We start from the raw sequence: 15,801 nt of genomic DNA, 5'->3' as shown, positions 1-15,801 counted from the left end.
GAGGACGTGACTCAAGCAGCCCCGCAGCCCTCGTCCTCGTCGCGACCGGACCGCTTCCATGAACGTCTCACCGTCCCGTGGTGGTGGTGGATCGCCTCCCTGGTCGTCGTCGGACTCCTCGGCTACGAGGTCAACCTGGCCGCCTACCGTCAGACCTGGAGTTACGGCGCCTACCCGGTTCTCGCACTCCTCCTGGGGTGGCTGCTCTACTCGATGGGCCGCACTCCCCTGCGCGTCGACGCCGACGGCGATCTCCACGCCGGCAAGGCCACCCTCCCCGCGGACGTCATCTCGCGCGGTGCCGTCATCGCCGCCAGTCAGCGCAGCGCGGCCATGGGCAGGCAGCTCGACCCGGCGGCGTATGTCATCCACCGCGCATGGGTCAAGACCATGGTCCTGGTGGTCCTCGACGACCCCGACGATCCGACGCCGTACTGGCTGCTGTCCACTCGGCACCCCGAACAGGTGCTCGCCGCCCTCGGTCTGGGCGACGCAGGCCGTGACGCGGAGACGAAGAACGCCGCGCAGAGCTGAGGCTCGGCGCGGCGTCCTTAGGGCTAGTCTCAGCGAACACCGGGCCTAAGCGCAGTCGACGCAGATCATCTGGTTGCCGTGCTGTTCGGCCAGGCGATTGCGGTGGTAGACGAGGAAGCAGCTCGAGCACGTGAACTCGTCGTCCTGCTTCGGAACCACACGGACCGAGAGCTCTTCGCCCGACAGATCCGCACCCGGCAGCTCGAACGATTCAGCGGTATCGCCCTCGTCGACGTCGACCGCAGCGGCTTTCGCTTCATTGCGACGAGCCTTCAGCTCCTCCAGCGAATCCGGGGCGATGTCGTCATCGTTGCTGCGACGCGGAGCGTCGTAATCGGTTGCCATAATGTGCCTAACCTGGGTTCTGTAGGTGTCGTTGCGGATTGCTATGGGAGAACACACTTGTGGTGGAGGTCTCCAACCCCTCGCATCACCAAGTGATGATGTTGGGCGCCCGAATTCTAGGTGGACCGATACCAGAAGTCAACCCCACCGTGATTGCGCCGGTCAGAGGCACCGAACTCGACTTATGTCGGCGCGCCGCGCACCTTACCGGCGCAGTCGTCGATCGACGTTTACAGTGGTTCCGATCCCGTGGTTCAGACTCCCGAAACCGGAAGAAGGTGCTTGCGCGTCGTGGTCTCGAAGATCGCCACCGGCTACACGACCGATGTGAAGGGCCGCCCGTTCCGGCGTCGCCGGATGGTGCCCGCACTGATCGTCGTCGCGGTCTTGGCCGTCGCCGCCATCACCACCTGGACCGTGGTCCTGACCGGCGGCGGTGACGAAGCCCGCCCGACCGACTGCAACATGCCCGTCGCATCGCCGTCGGCGAAACCCGGTGCACCGGCTCCCGTCGAACTGAAGCCGGTCAGCGAGACCGACATGCTGAGCGTGGCCCCCGCGGGCCTGACGACCTTCCGGGTCTCCGTGTTGAACGCCGCCGCCGAGCGCGGGTCGGCCCGCAGCGTCAGCGACGACCTGGTGACCGAGGGATTCGTCCCCGGCGAACCCGCCTACGGTGACGACACGATCTACACCGACCGCAACCTGCACTGCGTCGCCCAGATCCGGTTCGGTCAGGCCGGGCAGGCCGCCGCGGCCGCCGTCTGGCTCGCCGCTCCCTGCGCCCAGCTGGTCAACGACGGCCGCAAGGGCACCGACGTCGACCTGGTCCTCGGCGAGTACCACACCAGCACCCGCCCGAGCCAGGACACGCAGGCCGCGCTCGAAGCACTCCGCTCGGTGGACCCGAAGAACCCGAAGACCGCGATCGACCGGTCCCTGATCGAGTCCGTGCACAACCAGCCCTGCTAGCCGGGCATCGGTCGCGTTACCGCCTAGTCCGGCAGGGCCGCGCAGGCGCCGATCCGGTCCAGCGTCGCGATGAACTGGTCGGCGATGCCCGGAGCCGCCGCGATGGTGGCGTGTCCGTCCGCCGACCGGGAGTCGGCCGGGGGCAGGACCACGCGCGCACCGGCCTCGGCCGCGATCAGTCCGCCGGCCGCCCAGTCCCACGGGCTCAGCCCGTGCTCCACGTGCGCGTCCACCGCGCCCGAGGCCACCATGCACAGGTCGATGGCGGCGGCGCCGACGCGCCGGATGTCGCGGACCTCCGGCAGCAGCCGACCGATCAGTGCGCCCTGTCGGACGCGACGCTCGCGGGAGTACGCGAAGCCGGTGGCGACGAGCGCGAGACCGACATCGGTGATCGGATTGCACGACAACCGCACGGGGTCGGCGTCCGCGGCACCGAGTCCCGCCGCCCACGCGCCCTCGCCGACCGCCGCCCAGTACGTGACCCCGCGCGCGACGTCGACCACCGCGCCGGCCACCGAGCGGCCGTCCACCTGGGCGGCGACGGACACCGCATAGGCGGGGATGCCGTACAGGAAGTTGACGGTCCCGTCGATCGGGTCCACCACCCAGCGCACCCCGTTCGGCACCGCGACCGAGCCGCCGGCCTCCTCCCCGAGGATCTCGTCGTCCGGGCGCTCCTGACGCAGCAGTTCGCGGACCAGGGCCTCGGTCTCGGTGTCCGCGACCGTCACCGGGTCGGTCGGCGTCGATTTGGCCGAGACCGCGTCGTCGACCGCACGGGTGCCGGTGGGGGCGAACAGTTCACCGCGTCGACCGCGAACGTGCTCGGCGGCGCGTTCGGCGACGCGACGGGCGATGTCGGCGAGTTCGGTGGGCACAACAGAATATCCGGGAGACCTCACGCCTAGAGTCTAGTGTGACCGTCCACCCCGGATCGTCGTCAGCGCTTCCACCTGCCGAGAAAGGCGGACCGATGCCCAACGCACAGGTCACTGTGTTGGCCTCCGACCATTCCCCCAGTCCTTCATCACATCTCGGCTTCGGCATCGACATCGGCGGTTCCGGAGTCAAGGGCGCGATCGTCGACCTCCGCACCGGCGAGTTCGTCGGTGATCGTCACCGGATCCCCACCCCGCAGCCGGCGACACCCGCCGCGGTCGCCGACACCGCCGCCCAGATCGTCGACCACTTCGGGTGGACCGGTCCCGTCGGTCTCACCGTCCCCGGCGTGGTGCGCGACGGCGTCATGCGGTCGGCAGCGAACATCGACGGCACGTGGAAGGGAACCGACCTGAACACGTTGTTCAGCGAGCGTCTCGGCGGCCGCCGGGTGTCGGTGCTGAACGACGCCGACGCGGCAGGCATCGCCGAGCAGCGGTTCGGCGGCGGCGCGGAGATCACCGAGGGCACCGTCATCCTGCTCACCTTCGGCACCGGGATCGGTTCGGCCCTGATCTACAACGGCACCCTGGTGCCGAACACGGAGTTCGGCCACCTGGAGGTCGACGGCAAGGAGGCCGAACATCAGGCGTCCGCGAAAGTCCGGGAGGACAAGGGCTGGTCGCTTGCCAAGTGGACCAAGAAGGTCTCGAAGGTGCTGACGCACTACGAGGCGATCTTCTCCCCCGCACTCTTCATCGTCGGCGGCGGCATCAGCCGCAAGGGCGATCAGTGGATCCCGCTCTTGACCAACGAGACGCCGGTCGTCGCCGCGAAACTGCGCAACACCGCCGGAATCGTGGGGGCGGCGATCGCGGTCGACGAGGGCCTGTCGTTCTGATTTCCGCTGGATTCGGGGCACTTCTGCGCGTCGAGAAGCGGTAGGTGCATGTGTTCTCGGCAACCTTGTCGTTACAATGGTGCCTATCGGTCCCCGCACCGAAGCCCTCAAGCCCCTTCGCCCACGCCGACGCGTCCCCTCGGGACGTGCCTCGCCGTGCCGCCCGTGATTCTGTCGAAAGGTTGTAAGTGGCAACCACCAAGTCCACCGACGCAGCAGTTGAAGCCACCGGAGATGAGCCGGTAGCAGCCAAGAAGGCCCCCGCCAAGAAGGCGCCGGCCAAGAAGGCACCCGCTAAGAAGGCTGCAGCGAAGAAGACCGCGGCCAAGAAGACGGCAGCCAAGAAGACCGCTGCGAAGAAGACCGCGGCCAAGAAGACGGCAGCGAAGAAGACCGCGGCCAAGCGTGCGGGAACCAAGGCCGCCGATCCGTCGGTCGACGTCGACGAGAACGAGCAGGGCGAGGGCCTCGACGACGTCGACGATTCGCAGATCGATCTCGCCGACGAGGATCTGGTCATCGAAGACGATGACGATGATGACGACGATGTGAAGCCTGCGGCCAAGAAGACCGCACGCAAGGCCACCAAGTCGACGCGCACCACCAAGAAGAAGGACGCCGAGAGCAAGCCCGACTTCGTCTGGGACGAAGAGGAGTCCGAGGCGCTCCGGCAGGCCCGCAAGGACGCCGAGCTCACGGCCTCGGCCGACTCGGTCCGCGCCTACCTCAAGCAGATCGGTAAGGTCGCCCTCCTGAATGCCGAGGAGGAGGTCGAGCTCGCCAAGCGCATCGAGGCCGGCCTGTTCGCCACTGAGCGCCTGCGTCGCGTGATGGAGTCCGGCGAGAAGCTGTCGGTCGCTCAGCGTCGCGATCTGTCGTGGATCTCCCGCGACGGCAACCGCGCCAAGAACCACCTCCTCGAAGCGAACCTCCGACTGGTCGTCTCGCTGGCCAAGCGCTACACCGGCCGCGGCATGGCGTTCCTCGATCTGATCCAGGAGGGCAACCTGGGTCTGATCCGCGCCGTCGAGAAGTTCGACTACACCAAGGGCTACAAGTTCTCGACCTACGCCACGTGGTGGATCCGCCAGGCCATCACCCGCGCGATGGCCGACCAGGCTCGCACCATCCGCATCCCGGTGCACATGGTGGAGGTCATCAACAAGCTCGGCCGCATCCAGCGCGAACTGCTCCAGGACCTCGGCCGCGAGCCGACTCCGGAAGAGCTCGCCAAGGAGATGGACATCACGCCGGAGAAGGTACTGGAGATCCAGCAGTACGCCCGTGAGCCGATCTCCCTGGACCAGACCATCGGCGACGAGGGCGACAGCCAGCTCGGCGACTTCATCGAGGACTCCGAGGCCGTCGTGGCCGTCGACGCCGTCAGCTTCACGCTGCTGCAGGATCAGCTGCAGGACGTGCTCGACACGCTCTCCGAGCGTGAGGCGGGCGTCGTGCGCCTGCGCTTCGGCCTCACCGACGGGCAGCCGCGCACCCTGGACGAGATCGGTCAGGTCTACGGCGTGACGCGCGAGCGCATCCGGCAGATCGAGTCGAAGACGATGAGCAAGCTCCGCCACCCGAGCCGCTCCCAGGTGCTCCGCGACTACCTGGACTAGGAACGAGGTTCGGACCAGGTCCTTCGTCAGACGCCGAACTTCTCCCGATACTGCCCGGGTGTGAGGTTCGTCGTCCGCTTGAAGATCCGCCGGAACGTCGACACGTCCTCGTAGCCGACGCCACGGGCGATCTGCTCCACGGATCGCGTGGTCAGTTCGAGTTCTTCGCGTGCCTTCGCCAGGCGCACCGCCTGAATGTATTCGGTCGGTGCCATCGTCGTCGCGCTCTTGAATCGACGCTGCAGGGTCCTGGGAGCGATTCCGGCGAGCTCGGCGAGCCGGTTGAGCGGCATCGGTTCCGCGTAGTGGGTGTGGACGTGGTGCTGCGCGACGAGCACCTCGGTGTCGCCGTGGCGGAGGTTCGGGTTGAACTCTCGGTACGTCGCCTGTGTTCGACGCGGAGGGTCGGCAAGGATGAACCGCGCGGTCCGAAGCATGATGGCGGGTCCCAGATACCGTTCCACCAGCGTCAGGCCCAGGTCCACCCACGCGAGGATGCCCGCGGCGGTGACGATGTCCACGTCGTCGATCACCATGCGGTCGGCGTCCACGGAGATCGCGGGGAACTTCGCGGCGAGTTCGTCGGCGAATGCCCAGTGCGTCGTCGCCGATCTGCCGTCCAGCAGGCCCGTCTCGGCCAGGACGAAGACGCCGGCACAGACGGCGCACGGCACGGTGCCCCCGGCTCGCTGGTCGCGGATCCAGGCGCTGAGCCGCTCATCCGCTTCCATGAGCTCGGGGACGCGCAGACTCGGCGGCAGGATCACGTGATCGATCCGGTGCTCGCTCTCCGGCTGTGTGTCAGAGGTGCAGACCACCGCGGGGCCCGAGGCCGCGTCGGCGATGCTCCAGGTGCTGACGCGGATCGAGGCCGGGTTCTCGATCGCTGAGGCATAGTCGGACGCCACGCGGAAGATGTCGGCGAGACCGTGGATCGCCGACTCCTGGCAGTCGCGGTACTGCACGAGGCCGATCTCACCGACAGTCCGAGGGACGACGGCGCCGGAGCCGCGATCCTGCGCTGAGCCGTTGCGCGCCATCAGTTCTCCTTCGCTCGCCGTCCCCCGACTGTACGTCGGCTGCGCTTACCGCTGATCGCCGTGGAGGGCGGCACGAAGCGCGTCCACCGAGACCGCGCGGGCGAAGTTCGCGGCCTGCGTGTCGCGGAGACTGTCGAGCAGAAGGAAATCGTGGACCGTTCCGCTCACGCGGAGAGCGGTGACCTCGACACCGGCTTCGCGGAGCCGGTTGGCGTAGAGTTCGCCGCCGTCCCGCAGCACATCGGCCTCCGCGGTGATGACGAGCGCGGGCGGCAGCTGCCGCAGCTGGTCGAGCGTCGCACGGAGCGGTGACGCATAGGGCTCGGCCCGCTCACGCTCGTCAGTCGTGTAGGCGTCCCAGAACCACTTCATGCCGTCGCGTGTCAGGTAGTAGTGTTCGGCGAACTGCTGGTACGACGGGGTGTCGAAGTCCGGGCCGGTCACGGGGTACAGCAGGATCTGGGCCTTGAGATCCAGACCACCGCGCTCGGCGTTCATCAACGCGAACACCGTCGACATGCAACCGCCGACCGACTCGCCGACGACCGCGACTCGCGAGGTGTCGAGGCCGTACTCGGCACCGTGCTCCAGCAGCCACCGGCCGACCGCGTAGTTCTGCTCGACCTGCGTCGGATAGCGGTTCTCCGGAGCGAGGTGGTACACGGGAAAGACGCCGGCAGCGTCCGCCCCGACGGTCAGTTCGCGGAACAGCCGATCATGGGTGTTCTCGTCGCCGAAGACCCACCCGGCGCCATGGATGTAAAAGACCACGGGCAACGTCCCGGTAGCACCCTTCGGCTTGACGATCCGTGTCCGGACCACGCCCCACTCACCGGTGTCGACGTCCACCCACTCCTCGTCGACCTCGGGCCGCGCGACCGACGCGTCGCTCTGCAGATCCTGAAGGAGCGCTCGTCCCTCCTCCGGCGGGAGTTCGTAGATGCGTGGATGCGGGTCGGTGGCCTCGACCAGTTGCTGTGCGGCGGGTTCCAGATAGGGCGTGATCGGTGCGGACTGATTGGACATCGGATCCTCCAAGTCGGTTGTGCCAGTTGCTCTGACCTGACCAACGGTCTGAGTGCCCGACACGACGAACAATAGGCGTATCCGCCACCTTTCGAGGTGATCGCGCCATCGATGCCGACCCGCTCGGCCCGGGGGTCACAGCGTCGCGATCCACCTCCGGGTGTCCGCGGGGTCGATGACGTCGTCGAGCTCGAAGGTCATCGCTGCGGACAGACCGCGGCCGCGCTCGTACATCGACGCGACCAGCTGGTCGTAGAGCTCGGCGCGCGCGTCGTCGTCCGGAGCGGCCGCCAGTTCCTTGGAGAACCCGAGCCGGACGGCGCCTTCGAGACCCATGCCGCCGATCTCGCCGGTCGGCCAGGCGACGGTGAATTGCGGGGCCCGGAAGCTGCCGCCGGTCATCGCCATCGCGCCGAGACCGTAGCCCTTGCGGAGGACCACCGCGCCCAGCGGGACCGTCAGTCGAGCGCCGATCGAGAACAGCCGGGAGAACCGGCGCACCGTCGCCTGCTCCTCGGCGTCCGGCCCCACCATGAAACCCGGGGTGTCGCAGAAGGACACGACCGGCACACCGCGCAGCTGGCAGAGCTCCAGGAAGTCACCGAGCTTGTCGGCGCCCGCGGCGTCGATGGCGCCTCCGAGGTGCAGGCCGCTGTTGGCGACGAAGCCGAACGGCCGCCCCTCCACGCGGAGGAAGCCGGTGACGATGCCCGGCGCGTAGTCCGGGCGGAGTTCCAGCACCGAGTCGACATCGGCGACGGCGTCGATCGCGGCGCGCACATCGTAAGCGCGCAGCCGGTTCTCGGGCACCGCGTGCCGTGCGAGGCGCGGGTCCGGAGCCGTCCAGTCGGCCGCCGGGCCCTGGAAGTACCCGAGGAGCCTCCGCACCAGGTCGACCGCGTGCGCCTCGTCGTCGGCCACCAGGTCGACGACGCCGTTGGCGCGTTGGACGTCGATCGGACCGATCGCCTCGGGTGGGAACTCGCCGAGGCCGCCGCCGGAGATCATCGCGGGGCCGCCCATGCCGATGTTGGCGTCGGGGGTCGCGACGATGAGGTCGCACGCGCCGGCGAGGGCGGCGTTTCCGGCGAAGCAGCGTCCGGAGACGACGGCGATCGACGGTGCGTGGTCGCGGATGCGGGCCATCGCACGGAAGGTCGGGACGTCGAGACCGGCGATGATGTCGAGGTCGGTGTCGCCGGGACGACCGCCGCCGCCCTCGGTGAAGAAGACCACCGGCAGTTCCCTGCGGAGCGCGATCTCCAGCATCCGGTCGGTCTTGGCGTGGTTGCGCCAGCCCTGGGTACCGGCGAGGACGGTGTAGTCGTACGACATCACGACCGCCGCTGCACCGCGGACCGTTGCCACTCCCCCGACCAGGCCGTCCGCTGGCGTCCGCGCGATCAGGTCGTCCAGCGGGCGACGGGCCTTCTGCGCGGCGATCACCAGCGACCCGTATTCGACGAAGCTGCCGTCGTCGACGAGGTCGTCGATGTTCTCCCGCGCCGTCCGCCGACCGATTCGGCGCCGTTTGGCGACGGCGTCCGGGCGCGCTTCGTCGCGGGTGAGGCGGTGCCGCTCGTCGACCTCGGCGAGGTCGTCGCGGAGGCGGTCCAGGTCGACCGTGTGCGCTGCGTCGACGGTCTCGTCGGAACCGGCCGGACGACAGGTCATCAGCAGACCGCCCGCGGTCACGGTGCGTCCGGCGGCGACGAGGACGCGGTCGACGTGCATCGCGGTCTCGGCGAGCACCTCGTGCTGCATCTTCATCGCCTCGAGGACAGCCAGCGGTGCACCGGCCGGGATCACCGCACCCTCGGCGGCGATCTCCACGACCGTCGCGGTGAGCGGCGCGAGCACGTCGCCCGCGGCGGCTTCGTTCAGGACGGCCGCCGGTTCCAGGTCTCCGACGCGCCGATCCAGGAAACCGGTGTCGACGGGGCCGGCGAGGAACTCGTCGTCGGCGAGGATCGCCCGCAGCAGCGGAGCATCGGTGTCGACGCCCTCGATCACGAAGTCGCTCAGCGCCCGATCCGCCTTCGCGAGCGCGGCGGTCAGGCGCGGCGCACGGACGATCACCTTCGCGAGCAGCGGGTCGTACCGCAGCGAGGTCTCCAGATCCGGTTCCCCGAACGTGTCGACGCGGACGCCGGGGCCGGTCGGCGGAACGAAGGCCGTCAGTCGGCCCGCCGTCCGGAGGGTCACACGCGCCTGGACGGCGAACCCCGCGGGGTTCGCGTCGGCCGCGGGCAGGTCGCAGTCGGCGAGGCTTCCACCGTCGGCGAGGATCAGCGAGACCGCGACCAGGTCGACGCCGGTCACCTCCTCGGTGACGGTGTGCTCCACCTGGATCCGCGGGTTCACCTCCAGAAACACCGCGCGGTCGTCGCGCACCAGGAACTCGACGGTGGCGAGGCCGCGGTATCCCGAGGCGGCGCACAGTCGTGCGGCACCGGCGCGGAGCCGGGATCGCACCTCGTCGGAGAGGTCCGGTGCCGGGGCGATCTCGATCATCTTCTGGCGTCGCCGCTGCACGCTGCAGTCCCGATCGCCGATCGCGACGGCGTCGACGCCGTCGCCGATCACCTGGACTTCGATGTGCCGCCCGCGGGTGAAGAGCTCCTCGGCGAACACCCGGCCGTCGCCGAATCCGAGCTCGGCCTCGGCGACCGCGGAACGATGGGCCGCCGCGAGGTCCTCCCCGGCTCGCACCGGGCGGATCCCCCGGCCGCCGCCCCCGGCGACGGCCTTGAGCATCACGCCCTCGGGGCACTCGGACGCGAAAGTCTCGATCGACGCGAGGTCCGCGGGGCCGTCGGTCGACGCGAGCACGTCGAGTCCGCCGGCGACCGCCGCGAACCGGGCCGCCTGCTTGTCGCCGAACCGCCGCAGGACCGCCGGCGACGGCCCTGCGAACACGATGCCCGCGGCGGCGCAGGCCTCCGCGAAGTCGGCGTTCTCCGACAGGAAGCCGTAGCCGGGGTGGATCGCGTCGGCCCCGGTGCGACGGGCCGCGTCGATCACCGCTGCGATGTCCAGATACGCCGCTGGACCGTCGCCCGGGAGGGCGACGGTCTCGTCAGCGGCGCGGACCGGCGCCGTCGCCGCGTCATCGGACGCGTAGACCGCGACGGTCGCGACGCCGATCTCGCGTGCGGTTCGGATGATCCGCAGCGCGATCTCGCCGCGGCCCGCGACCAGCAGTTTCACGCGCGGCGACGCAGTTCGGCGCGCGCGAGGGAGTTCTTGTGCACCTCGTCCGGACCGTCGGCGAACCGCAGGGTGCGGATGCCGGCCTGGAACTGCGCGAGCGGGAAGTCCTGCGACAGACCGCCCGCACCGTGCGTCTGGATCGCCTTGTCGAGGATCCATTCGACGGTCGCCGGGGTCGCGATCTTGATGGCCTGGATCTCGGTGTGCGCTCCCCTGTTGCCCTTGGTGTCCATCAGCCACGCGGTCTTGAGCACCAGCAGTCGGAGCTGTTCGATTCGGACGCGCGACTCCGCGATCCAGTCGCGGATGACGCCCTGATCCGACAGCGGCTTACCGAAGGCCACGCGGCTCGCGGCGCGCGCACACATCAGCTCCAGGGCGCGCTCGGCCATGCCGATGGACCGCATGCAGTGGTGGATGCGACCGGGGCCGAGTCGACCCTGCGCGATGGCGAAGCCGTCGCCCTCGTTGCCGATCAGGTTGGTGGCCGGGACACGGACGTCGGTGAACCGGAGTTCGGCGTGGCCGCCGTGCTCGTGGTCGTCGTAGCCGAAGACGTGCATCCCGCGGACCACCTCGAGGCCGGGGGTGTCGCGTTCGACGAGGATCATCGACTGCTGGCGGTGCCGTTCCTGCGAGGGATCAGTCTTGCCCATCACGATGAAGATCTTGGCGTTGGGACTCATCGCGCCGGTGATCCACCACTTGCGCCCGTTGATGACGTAGTCGTCGCCGTCGCGGACGATCGACAGTTCGATGTTGGTGGCGTCCGAGCTCGCCACATCGGGTTCGGTCATCGCGAACGACGACCGGATCTCGCCGTTCAGCAGCGGCGTCAACCACTTCGCCTGCTGGTCGGCGTTCGCGAAGGCCGAGAGCACCTCCATGTTCCCGGTGTCCGGAGCCGAGCAGTTGAGCGCGGCGGGCGCCAGGTTGCCGCTGCGGCCGGTGATCTCCGCGAGGGGCGCGTACTGGAGGTTGGTGAGGCCGGCGCCGTGCTCACCGGGCAGGAACAGGTTCCACAGGCCGCGACGACGCGCCTCCGCACGGAGTTCGCCGAGCACCGGGGTGGAGTCCCAGTCCCACGGGTCGTCGAGTGCGGCGAGCTGCTCGTCGAAGACCGCCTCGGCCGGGTAGACGTACTGGTCCATGAACTCCAGCAGGTTGTCCCGGAGCTCGAGGGTCTTGGCGTCGAATTCGAATTCCATCTCAGTTCTCCTTTACAGCGGCGAGTCCGGCCTGCAGCAGCGGCTCGACGGCCTGTCCGATGGTGGCGAAGCCGTCTCCGACGGTCTGCCCGTTGACGTAGCGGTAGTGGATACCCTCGACGATGCCTGCCAGCTTGAAGCAGCTGTAGCCGACGTAGAAGCCGAAGTTCGACAGGTCGCGGCCGGACGCCTTCGCGTAGCGGGCGATGACCTCGTCCTCGGACGGGAAGCCGGGGGCCAGAGCGACGTCGGTGACGCCGCCGCCCATCGCGCCCATGCGGTGGTAGACGCACATCAGGGCGAGGTCGGTGAGCGAGTCGCCGATCGTCGAGAGCTCCCAGTCGAGGACGGCTCGCGGCTGGCCGTCACCGTCGACGAGCACGTTGTCGAGCCGGTAATCGCCGTGCACGATGCCTGCCGCCGACTCCGGCGGCACGCTGTCGGCGAGCTGGGCGTGGAGGAGTTCCATCGCGGGCAGGTCGCGCGTGTGCGCAGCGTCGAACTGCTTGCGCCACCGCGCCACCTGGCGGGCGAGGAAGCCCTCGGGGTGTCCGAAGTCGCCGAGACCCACCGCAGTCGGCTCCACGCTGTGCAGCACGGCGAGGGTGTCGACCAGTCGCTCCGCGATGACGCGGGTGCGGTCGGCGCCGAGCGGGGCCAGCTCGGAGGCCTTCCGGTAAGGCGTGCCCTCGACGGCCTCCATCACGTAGAACGGAGCGCCGAGCAGATCGGCGTCACCCTTCGCGTACATGGTCGGGACCGGCACGTCGGTGTCGGCCAGCGCCGACATCATCGTGTACTCGCGACCCATGTCGTGCGCGGTCGCGAGCAGCTTCCCGACCGGCGGTCGACGCAGGATCCACCGATTCGCGTCGTCCGACAGGCGATACGTCAGATTCGACTTGCCGCCCGCGATCAGTTCGGCGTTCAACTGTCCCGTGATCGGGCCGACGTGCTCGGTGAACCACGGCGTCAACACGTCGAGGTCGAGGCCGGGATGCTGTCGCGGTGAGTTCTCGGCAGCCATCAGAACACCAGGACGGTCACGGTCTCGGCGATGCAGACGGGCTTCTGTCCGCCCTCCACCTCGATCGTCACGGTCTCGATCACCTGGTGGCCGGACGCGCCGACGTTGACCGCGGCGAGTTCGAAGCCTGCCCGGACCCTGGATCCGACCGGCACCGGTGCCGGGAAGCGGACCTTGTTGGCGCCGTAGTTGATGCCCATCTGCACCGGGCCCGGCGTCCACGCCGAGTGCCGGAGGACCGGGATCAGCGAGAGCGTCAGGTAGCCGTGGGCGATGGTGCCGCCGTACGGTCCCGCCGCCGCCCGCTCGGGATCCACGTGGATCCACTGGTGGTCGCCGGTGGCGTCGGCGAAGAGGTTCACCTTCTCCTGGGTCACCTCCACCCAGTCCGAGTAGCCGAGATGTGTTCCGACCGCCGCGATGAGTTCGTCGGCGCCCGTGAGCTGCTTGCCGTTGACCTCGCTCATCGGTGCTAGTCCTTCGGTCCGCCGGCGACGTACAGGACCTGGCCGGACACGTAGCCCGCGCCCTCGCTGGCGAAGAAGCTGACCGCGTGGGCGATGTCGGCGGGCTCGCCGACACGACGGACCGGGGTCTCCTTGGCGACGGCGGCCTTGAAGTCGTCGAAGGTGACGCCCATTCGCTCGGCGGTGGCGGCCGTCATGTCGGTGGCGATGAACCCGGGGGCGATCGCGTTGGCGGTGACGCCGTAACGGCCCAGCTCCAGCGCGAGGGTCTTGGTGAAGCCCTGCATGCCTGCCTTGGCGGCCGAGTAGTTGGCCTGGCCGCGGTTGCCGAGCGCCGAGGTGCTCGACAGGTTCACGATGCGGCCCCAGTTCTCCTTGGTCTGGTACTGCTGCACCTCGCGCGACATCAGGAAGGCCCCGCGCAGGTGGACGGCCATGACGGCGTCCCAGTCGGCGACCGTCATCTTGAAGATGAGGTTGTCGCGGATGATGCCCGCGTTGTTCACCAGGATGGTCGGGGCGCCCAGTTCTGCGGCGACGCGACTGACACCGGCCTCCACCTTCACCTCGTCGGAGACGTCGACGCCGACGCCGATCGCCTTGCCGCCCTTGGCGTTGATGTCGTCGGCGACGGCCTGGCAGGCCGCCTCGTCGAGATCGAAGACGGCGACGGCGTGGCCGTCGTCGGCGAGCCGGTGGGCGACCTGGGCGCCGATGCCGCGGGCGGCTCCGGTGACGATCGCAACGCGCTGAGTGGTCATAAGGTGTTCTCCTTCAAGGGATTCGAGAGGTCTTCTCGGTGGTGGGGTCGGTGTGCCGCAGTCCGCCTCCGACCGTATTGCGGGGCGGCGACGACTGCAGGCCGTCTGGGATATCCGGGGTGCGTCGTCAGTCGGCGGCGTCGAGCCGCTGCTGCAGCTTGTTCATGCCCGCGAGCCAGCGGTCGGTCTGCGCGGCGCGCGTCTGGTAGTAGCCGGCCACCTCGGGATGCGGGAGGATCAGGAAGTCGTCGCCGTCGAGCGCCTTCTCGACGGTGGCCGCGACGTCCTCGACGGTGAGGGCGACGTCGTGACTGAGGAGTTCTTCGAGCGGCCCGGACTGCTGCAGCATGCGCGTCTGGACGCCCTGCGGGCAGATGGCCTGCACGACGATCCCCCGGTGCCGGTAGGTGGCCGACAGCCATTCGGCGAAGGCGACGGCACCGTGCTTGGTGACCGAATAGGCCGGAGCACCGAGCATGGTCAGCAGCCCCGCGGCCGACGCGGTGACGACGAACCGGCCGCCGCCGCGTTCGATCCACTCGGGGATCAGACGTCGGGCCGCATGGACGTGAGCCAGGACGTTGACGTTCCAGGACAGATCCCAGTCGGCGTCGGTGGCCTCCAGGCCGCGACCGCGATCGACACCCGCATTCGCGAACCAGGCGTCGATCGGTCCATAGGCCTCACGCGCGGTGGCGATGAGGACGTCGACGCCCTCCTGAGATGCGGCGTCACCGGGAGCCGGATGAGCGGTTCCGCCCGCGTCGACGATGGTCGCGACGGTGCGGGTCACTCCCTCGGCGTCGAGGTCGGCGACGACGACGCGCGCGCCGCGGGCCGCCATCGCCGCGGCGAGTCCGGCCCCGATGCCGTTACCTGCACCGGTGACGACGACCGTCTTGCCCGCGGGATCGAACTTACCCGCGGGATCGAAGGCGACGGGCTGGTGCGCGCCCACTAGACGCCACCGCCCAGGAGGACGCCGCCGTCGACTACGAGGGTCTGTCCGGTCATCCAGCCCGCGTCCTGCGACAGCAGGAAGGCCACCACCGAGCCGATGTCGTCGGGCTCGCCGAGGCGCTTGAGCGGGTAGGCGGCCGAGACCTGCTCTTCGCGGCCCTCATAGAGGGCGGTCGCGAAGCGGGTCTTCACCACGGCGGGGGCGACGGCGTTGACCCGGATGTTCGGCCCCAGTTCCCAGGCGAGCTCCTCGGTGAGGTGAATGACCGCGGCCTTCGAGACGCCGTAGAACGCGATGCCCGGCGCGGGGCGCAGGCCTGCGATGGACGCGACGTTGACGATGGCGCCGCCGTGCTCGGCCTGCCACGCCGCGTGGACGGCCTGCGCCCAGCGCAGCGCGGACACCACGTTGACGTCCATGATCTTGCGCGCGGCCTCGGGGTCCATCTCCATCAGCGGCCCGTACACCGGGTTGATGCCGGTGTTGTTGACCAGGAGGTCGGCGCTGCCGAACGCTTCGATCGTCTTGGCGACGGCGTCGGCCTGGTGCTCGGGATCGTCGGCGCGTCCCGCGACGGCGAGCGCCACATCGCTTCCGCCGAGCTTCTCGACGGCGTCGTCGAGCGCCTCCTGCTTGCGTGCGGTGATGGTGACCTTGGCGCCCTCGGCGACGAGGCGTTCGGCGATGGCGAAGCCGATGCCGCGGCTGGCGCCCGTGACGATGGCCGTCTGGCCCTGGAAACGGCGGGGATCGATCTCTACCACGGAATCTCCTCGTACTGTGACTCGGCGCTGCACATGACCCAGCGTTATGATGACTAAGCGCTTGCTTAGCTGTTACGATCC

At 69.2% G+C, this 15,801-nt stretch carries 15 protein-coding genes; 4 read left to right on the top strand and 11 right to left on the bottom strand.

Annotated features, from left to right (window positions below):
- Positions 1-6: 6 nt before the first annotated feature.
- On the top strand, positions 7-534 hold the full coding sequence (locus ACH46_RS09320; protein ID WP_062392658.1) for a DUF3093 domain-containing protein: 528 nt from the start codon (positions 7-9) through the stop codon (positions 532-534).
- Positions 535-579: 45 nt separating this feature from the next.
- Here ACH46_RS09320 and ACH46_RS09315 read toward each other — a convergent pair whose 3' ends face one another.
- The gene (locus tag ACH46_RS09315; protein WP_062392657.1) at positions 580-879 is read right to left on the bottom strand and encodes a DUF4193 domain-containing protein; all 300 of its coding nucleotides are present in this window, start codon (positions 877-879) and stop codon (positions 580-582) included.
- Positions 880-1,170: 291 nt separating this feature from the next.
- Here ACH46_RS09315 and cei point away from each other — a divergent pair, with 291 nt between their 5' ends.
- On the top strand, positions 1,171-1,851 hold the full coding sequence (gene cei, locus ACH46_RS09310) for an envelope integrity protein Cei (protein WP_062392656.1): 681 nt from the start codon (positions 1,171-1,173) through the stop codon (positions 1,849-1,851).
- Between the two features lie 23 nt (positions 1,852-1,874).
- Here the strand turns inward: cei and ACH46_RS09305 are convergent, their stop codons facing one another.
- A complete protein-coding gene (locus tag ACH46_RS09305) occupies positions 1,875-2,756 on the bottom strand; it encodes an inositol monophosphatase family protein (RefSeq protein ID WP_062392655.1) in 882 nt (293 codons plus the stop codon).
- 71 nt (positions 2,757-2,827) lie between these two features.
- On the opposite strand from ACH46_RS09305, the gene ppgK reads away from it, so the two are divergent.
- Both ppgK and ACH46_RS09295 read left to right on the top strand, forming a co-directional pair.
- Positions 2,828-3,634 carry a polyphosphate--glucose phosphotransferase gene (gene ppgK / locus ACH46_RS09300; RefSeq protein ID WP_062392654.1) on the top strand — a complete coding sequence of 269 codons (807 nt, stop codon included), beginning with the start codon at positions 2,828-2,830 and terminating at the stop codon, positions 3,632-3,634.
- 188 nt (positions 3,635-3,822) lie between these two features.
- Positions 3,823-5,253 carry an RNA polymerase sigma factor gene (locus ACH46_RS09295; protein ID WP_062392653.1) on the top strand — a complete coding sequence of 477 codons (1,431 nt, stop codon included), beginning with the start codon at positions 3,823-3,825 and terminating at the stop codon, positions 5,251-5,253.
- Between the two features lie 26 nt (positions 5,254-5,279).
- Here the strand turns inward: ACH46_RS09295 and ACH46_RS09290 are convergent, their stop codons facing one another.
- From ACH46_RS09290 to ACH46_RS09250, 9 genes are all read right to left on the bottom strand, one after another.
- Positions 5,280-6,293 (bottom strand): GlxA family transcriptional regulator, encoded by a 1,014-nt coding sequence (locus tag ACH46_RS09290; RefSeq protein WP_062392652.1) that lies wholly within the window; start codon positions 6,291-6,293, stop codon positions 5,280-5,282.
- Positions 6,294-6,338: 45 nt separating this feature from the next.
- Positions 6,339-7,319 (bottom strand): alpha/beta hydrolase, encoded by a 981-nt coding sequence (locus ACH46_RS09285; RefSeq protein ID WP_062392651.1) that lies wholly within the window; start codon positions 7,317-7,319, stop codon positions 6,339-6,341.
- Positions 7,320-7,454: 135 nt separating this feature from the next.
- A complete protein-coding gene (locus ACH46_RS09280; RefSeq protein WP_062392650.1) occupies positions 7,455-10,529 on the bottom strand; it encodes an acetyl-CoA carboxylase family protein in 3,075 nt (1,024 codons plus the stop codon).
- Positions 10,526-11,740, bottom strand: coding sequence for an acyl-CoA dehydrogenase family protein (locus tag ACH46_RS09275; protein ID WP_062392649.1), 1,215 nt, complete (start codon positions 11,738-11,740; stop codon positions 10,526-10,528). The genes ACH46_RS09280 and ACH46_RS09275 overlap by 4 nt, the downstream gene beginning before the upstream one ends.
- Position 11,741: 1 nt before the next feature.
- Positions 11,742-12,767, bottom strand: coding sequence for a phosphotransferase family protein (locus ACH46_RS09270; RefSeq protein ID WP_062392648.1), 1,026 nt, complete (start codon positions 12,765-12,767; stop codon positions 11,742-11,744).
- Complete coding sequence (locus ACH46_RS09265; protein WP_062392647.1) at positions 12,767-13,234, bottom strand: MaoC family dehydratase; 468 nt, start codon at positions 13,232-13,234, stop codon at positions 12,767-12,769. The genes ACH46_RS09270 and ACH46_RS09265 overlap by 1 nt, the downstream gene beginning before the upstream one ends.
- A gap of 5 nt (positions 13,235-13,239) precedes the next feature.
- Entirely contained in the window at positions 13,240-13,995 is a 756-nt protein-coding gene (fabG, locus tag ACH46_RS09260) for a 3-oxoacyl-ACP reductase FabG (protein ID WP_062392646.1), read from the bottom strand.
- A gap of 127 nt (positions 13,996-14,122) precedes the next feature.
- Entirely contained in the window at positions 14,123-14,953 is an 831-nt protein-coding gene (locus ACH46_RS09255) for an SDR family oxidoreductase (protein WP_062392645.1), read from the bottom strand.
- Positions 14,953-15,720, bottom strand: a complete 768-nt coding sequence (locus ACH46_RS09250; RefSeq protein ID WP_062392644.1) for an SDR family oxidoreductase — start codon at positions 15,718-15,720, stop codon at positions 14,953-14,955. The genes ACH46_RS09255 and ACH46_RS09250 overlap by 1 nt, the downstream gene beginning before the upstream one ends.
- Between the last annotated feature and the right edge of the window lie 81 nt (positions 15,721-15,801).

The organism is Gordonia phthalatica, assembly GCF_001305675.1.
GTDB lineage: Bacteria > Actinomycetota > Actinomycetes > Mycobacteriales > Mycobacteriaceae > Gordonia > Gordonia phthalatica.
This window is presented reverse-complemented; position numbering and strand designations above follow the sequence as displayed.

What these genes read in the sequence shown, in the direction of transcription:
- ACH46_RS09275 (WP_062392649.1), bottom strand. Translation starts at nt 11,740, where the DNA reads ATGGAATTCGAATTCGACGCCAAGACCCTCGAGCTCCGGGACAACCTG.
- fabG (WP_062392646.1), bottom strand. Translation starts at nt 13,995, where the DNA reads ATGACCACTCAGCGCGTTGCGATCGTCACCGGAGCCGCCCGCGGCATC.
- ACH46_RS09270 (WP_062392648.1), bottom strand. Translation starts at nt 12,767, where the DNA reads ATGGCTGCCGAGAACTCACCGCGACAGCATCCCGGCCTCGACCTCGAC.
- ACH46_RS09285 (WP_062392651.1), bottom strand. Translation starts at nt 7,319, where the DNA reads ATGTCCAATCAGTCCGCACCGATCACGCCCTATCTGGAACCCGCCGCA.
- ACH46_RS09265 (WP_062392647.1), bottom strand. Translation starts at nt 13,234, where the DNA reads ATGAGCGAGGTCAACGGCAAGCAGCTCACGGGCGCCGACGAACTCATC.
- ppgK (WP_062392654.1), top strand. Translation starts at nt 2,828, where the DNA reads ATGCCCAACGCACAGGTCACTGTGTTGGCCTCCGACCATTCCCCCAGT.
- ACH46_RS09290 (WP_062392652.1), bottom strand. Translation starts at nt 6,293, where the DNA reads ATGGCGCGCAACGGCTCAGCGCAGGATCGCGGCTCCGGCGCCGTCGTC.
- ACH46_RS09315 (WP_062392657.1), bottom strand. Translation starts at nt 879, where the DNA reads ATGGCAACCGATTACGACGCTCCGCGTCGCAGCAACGATGACGACATC.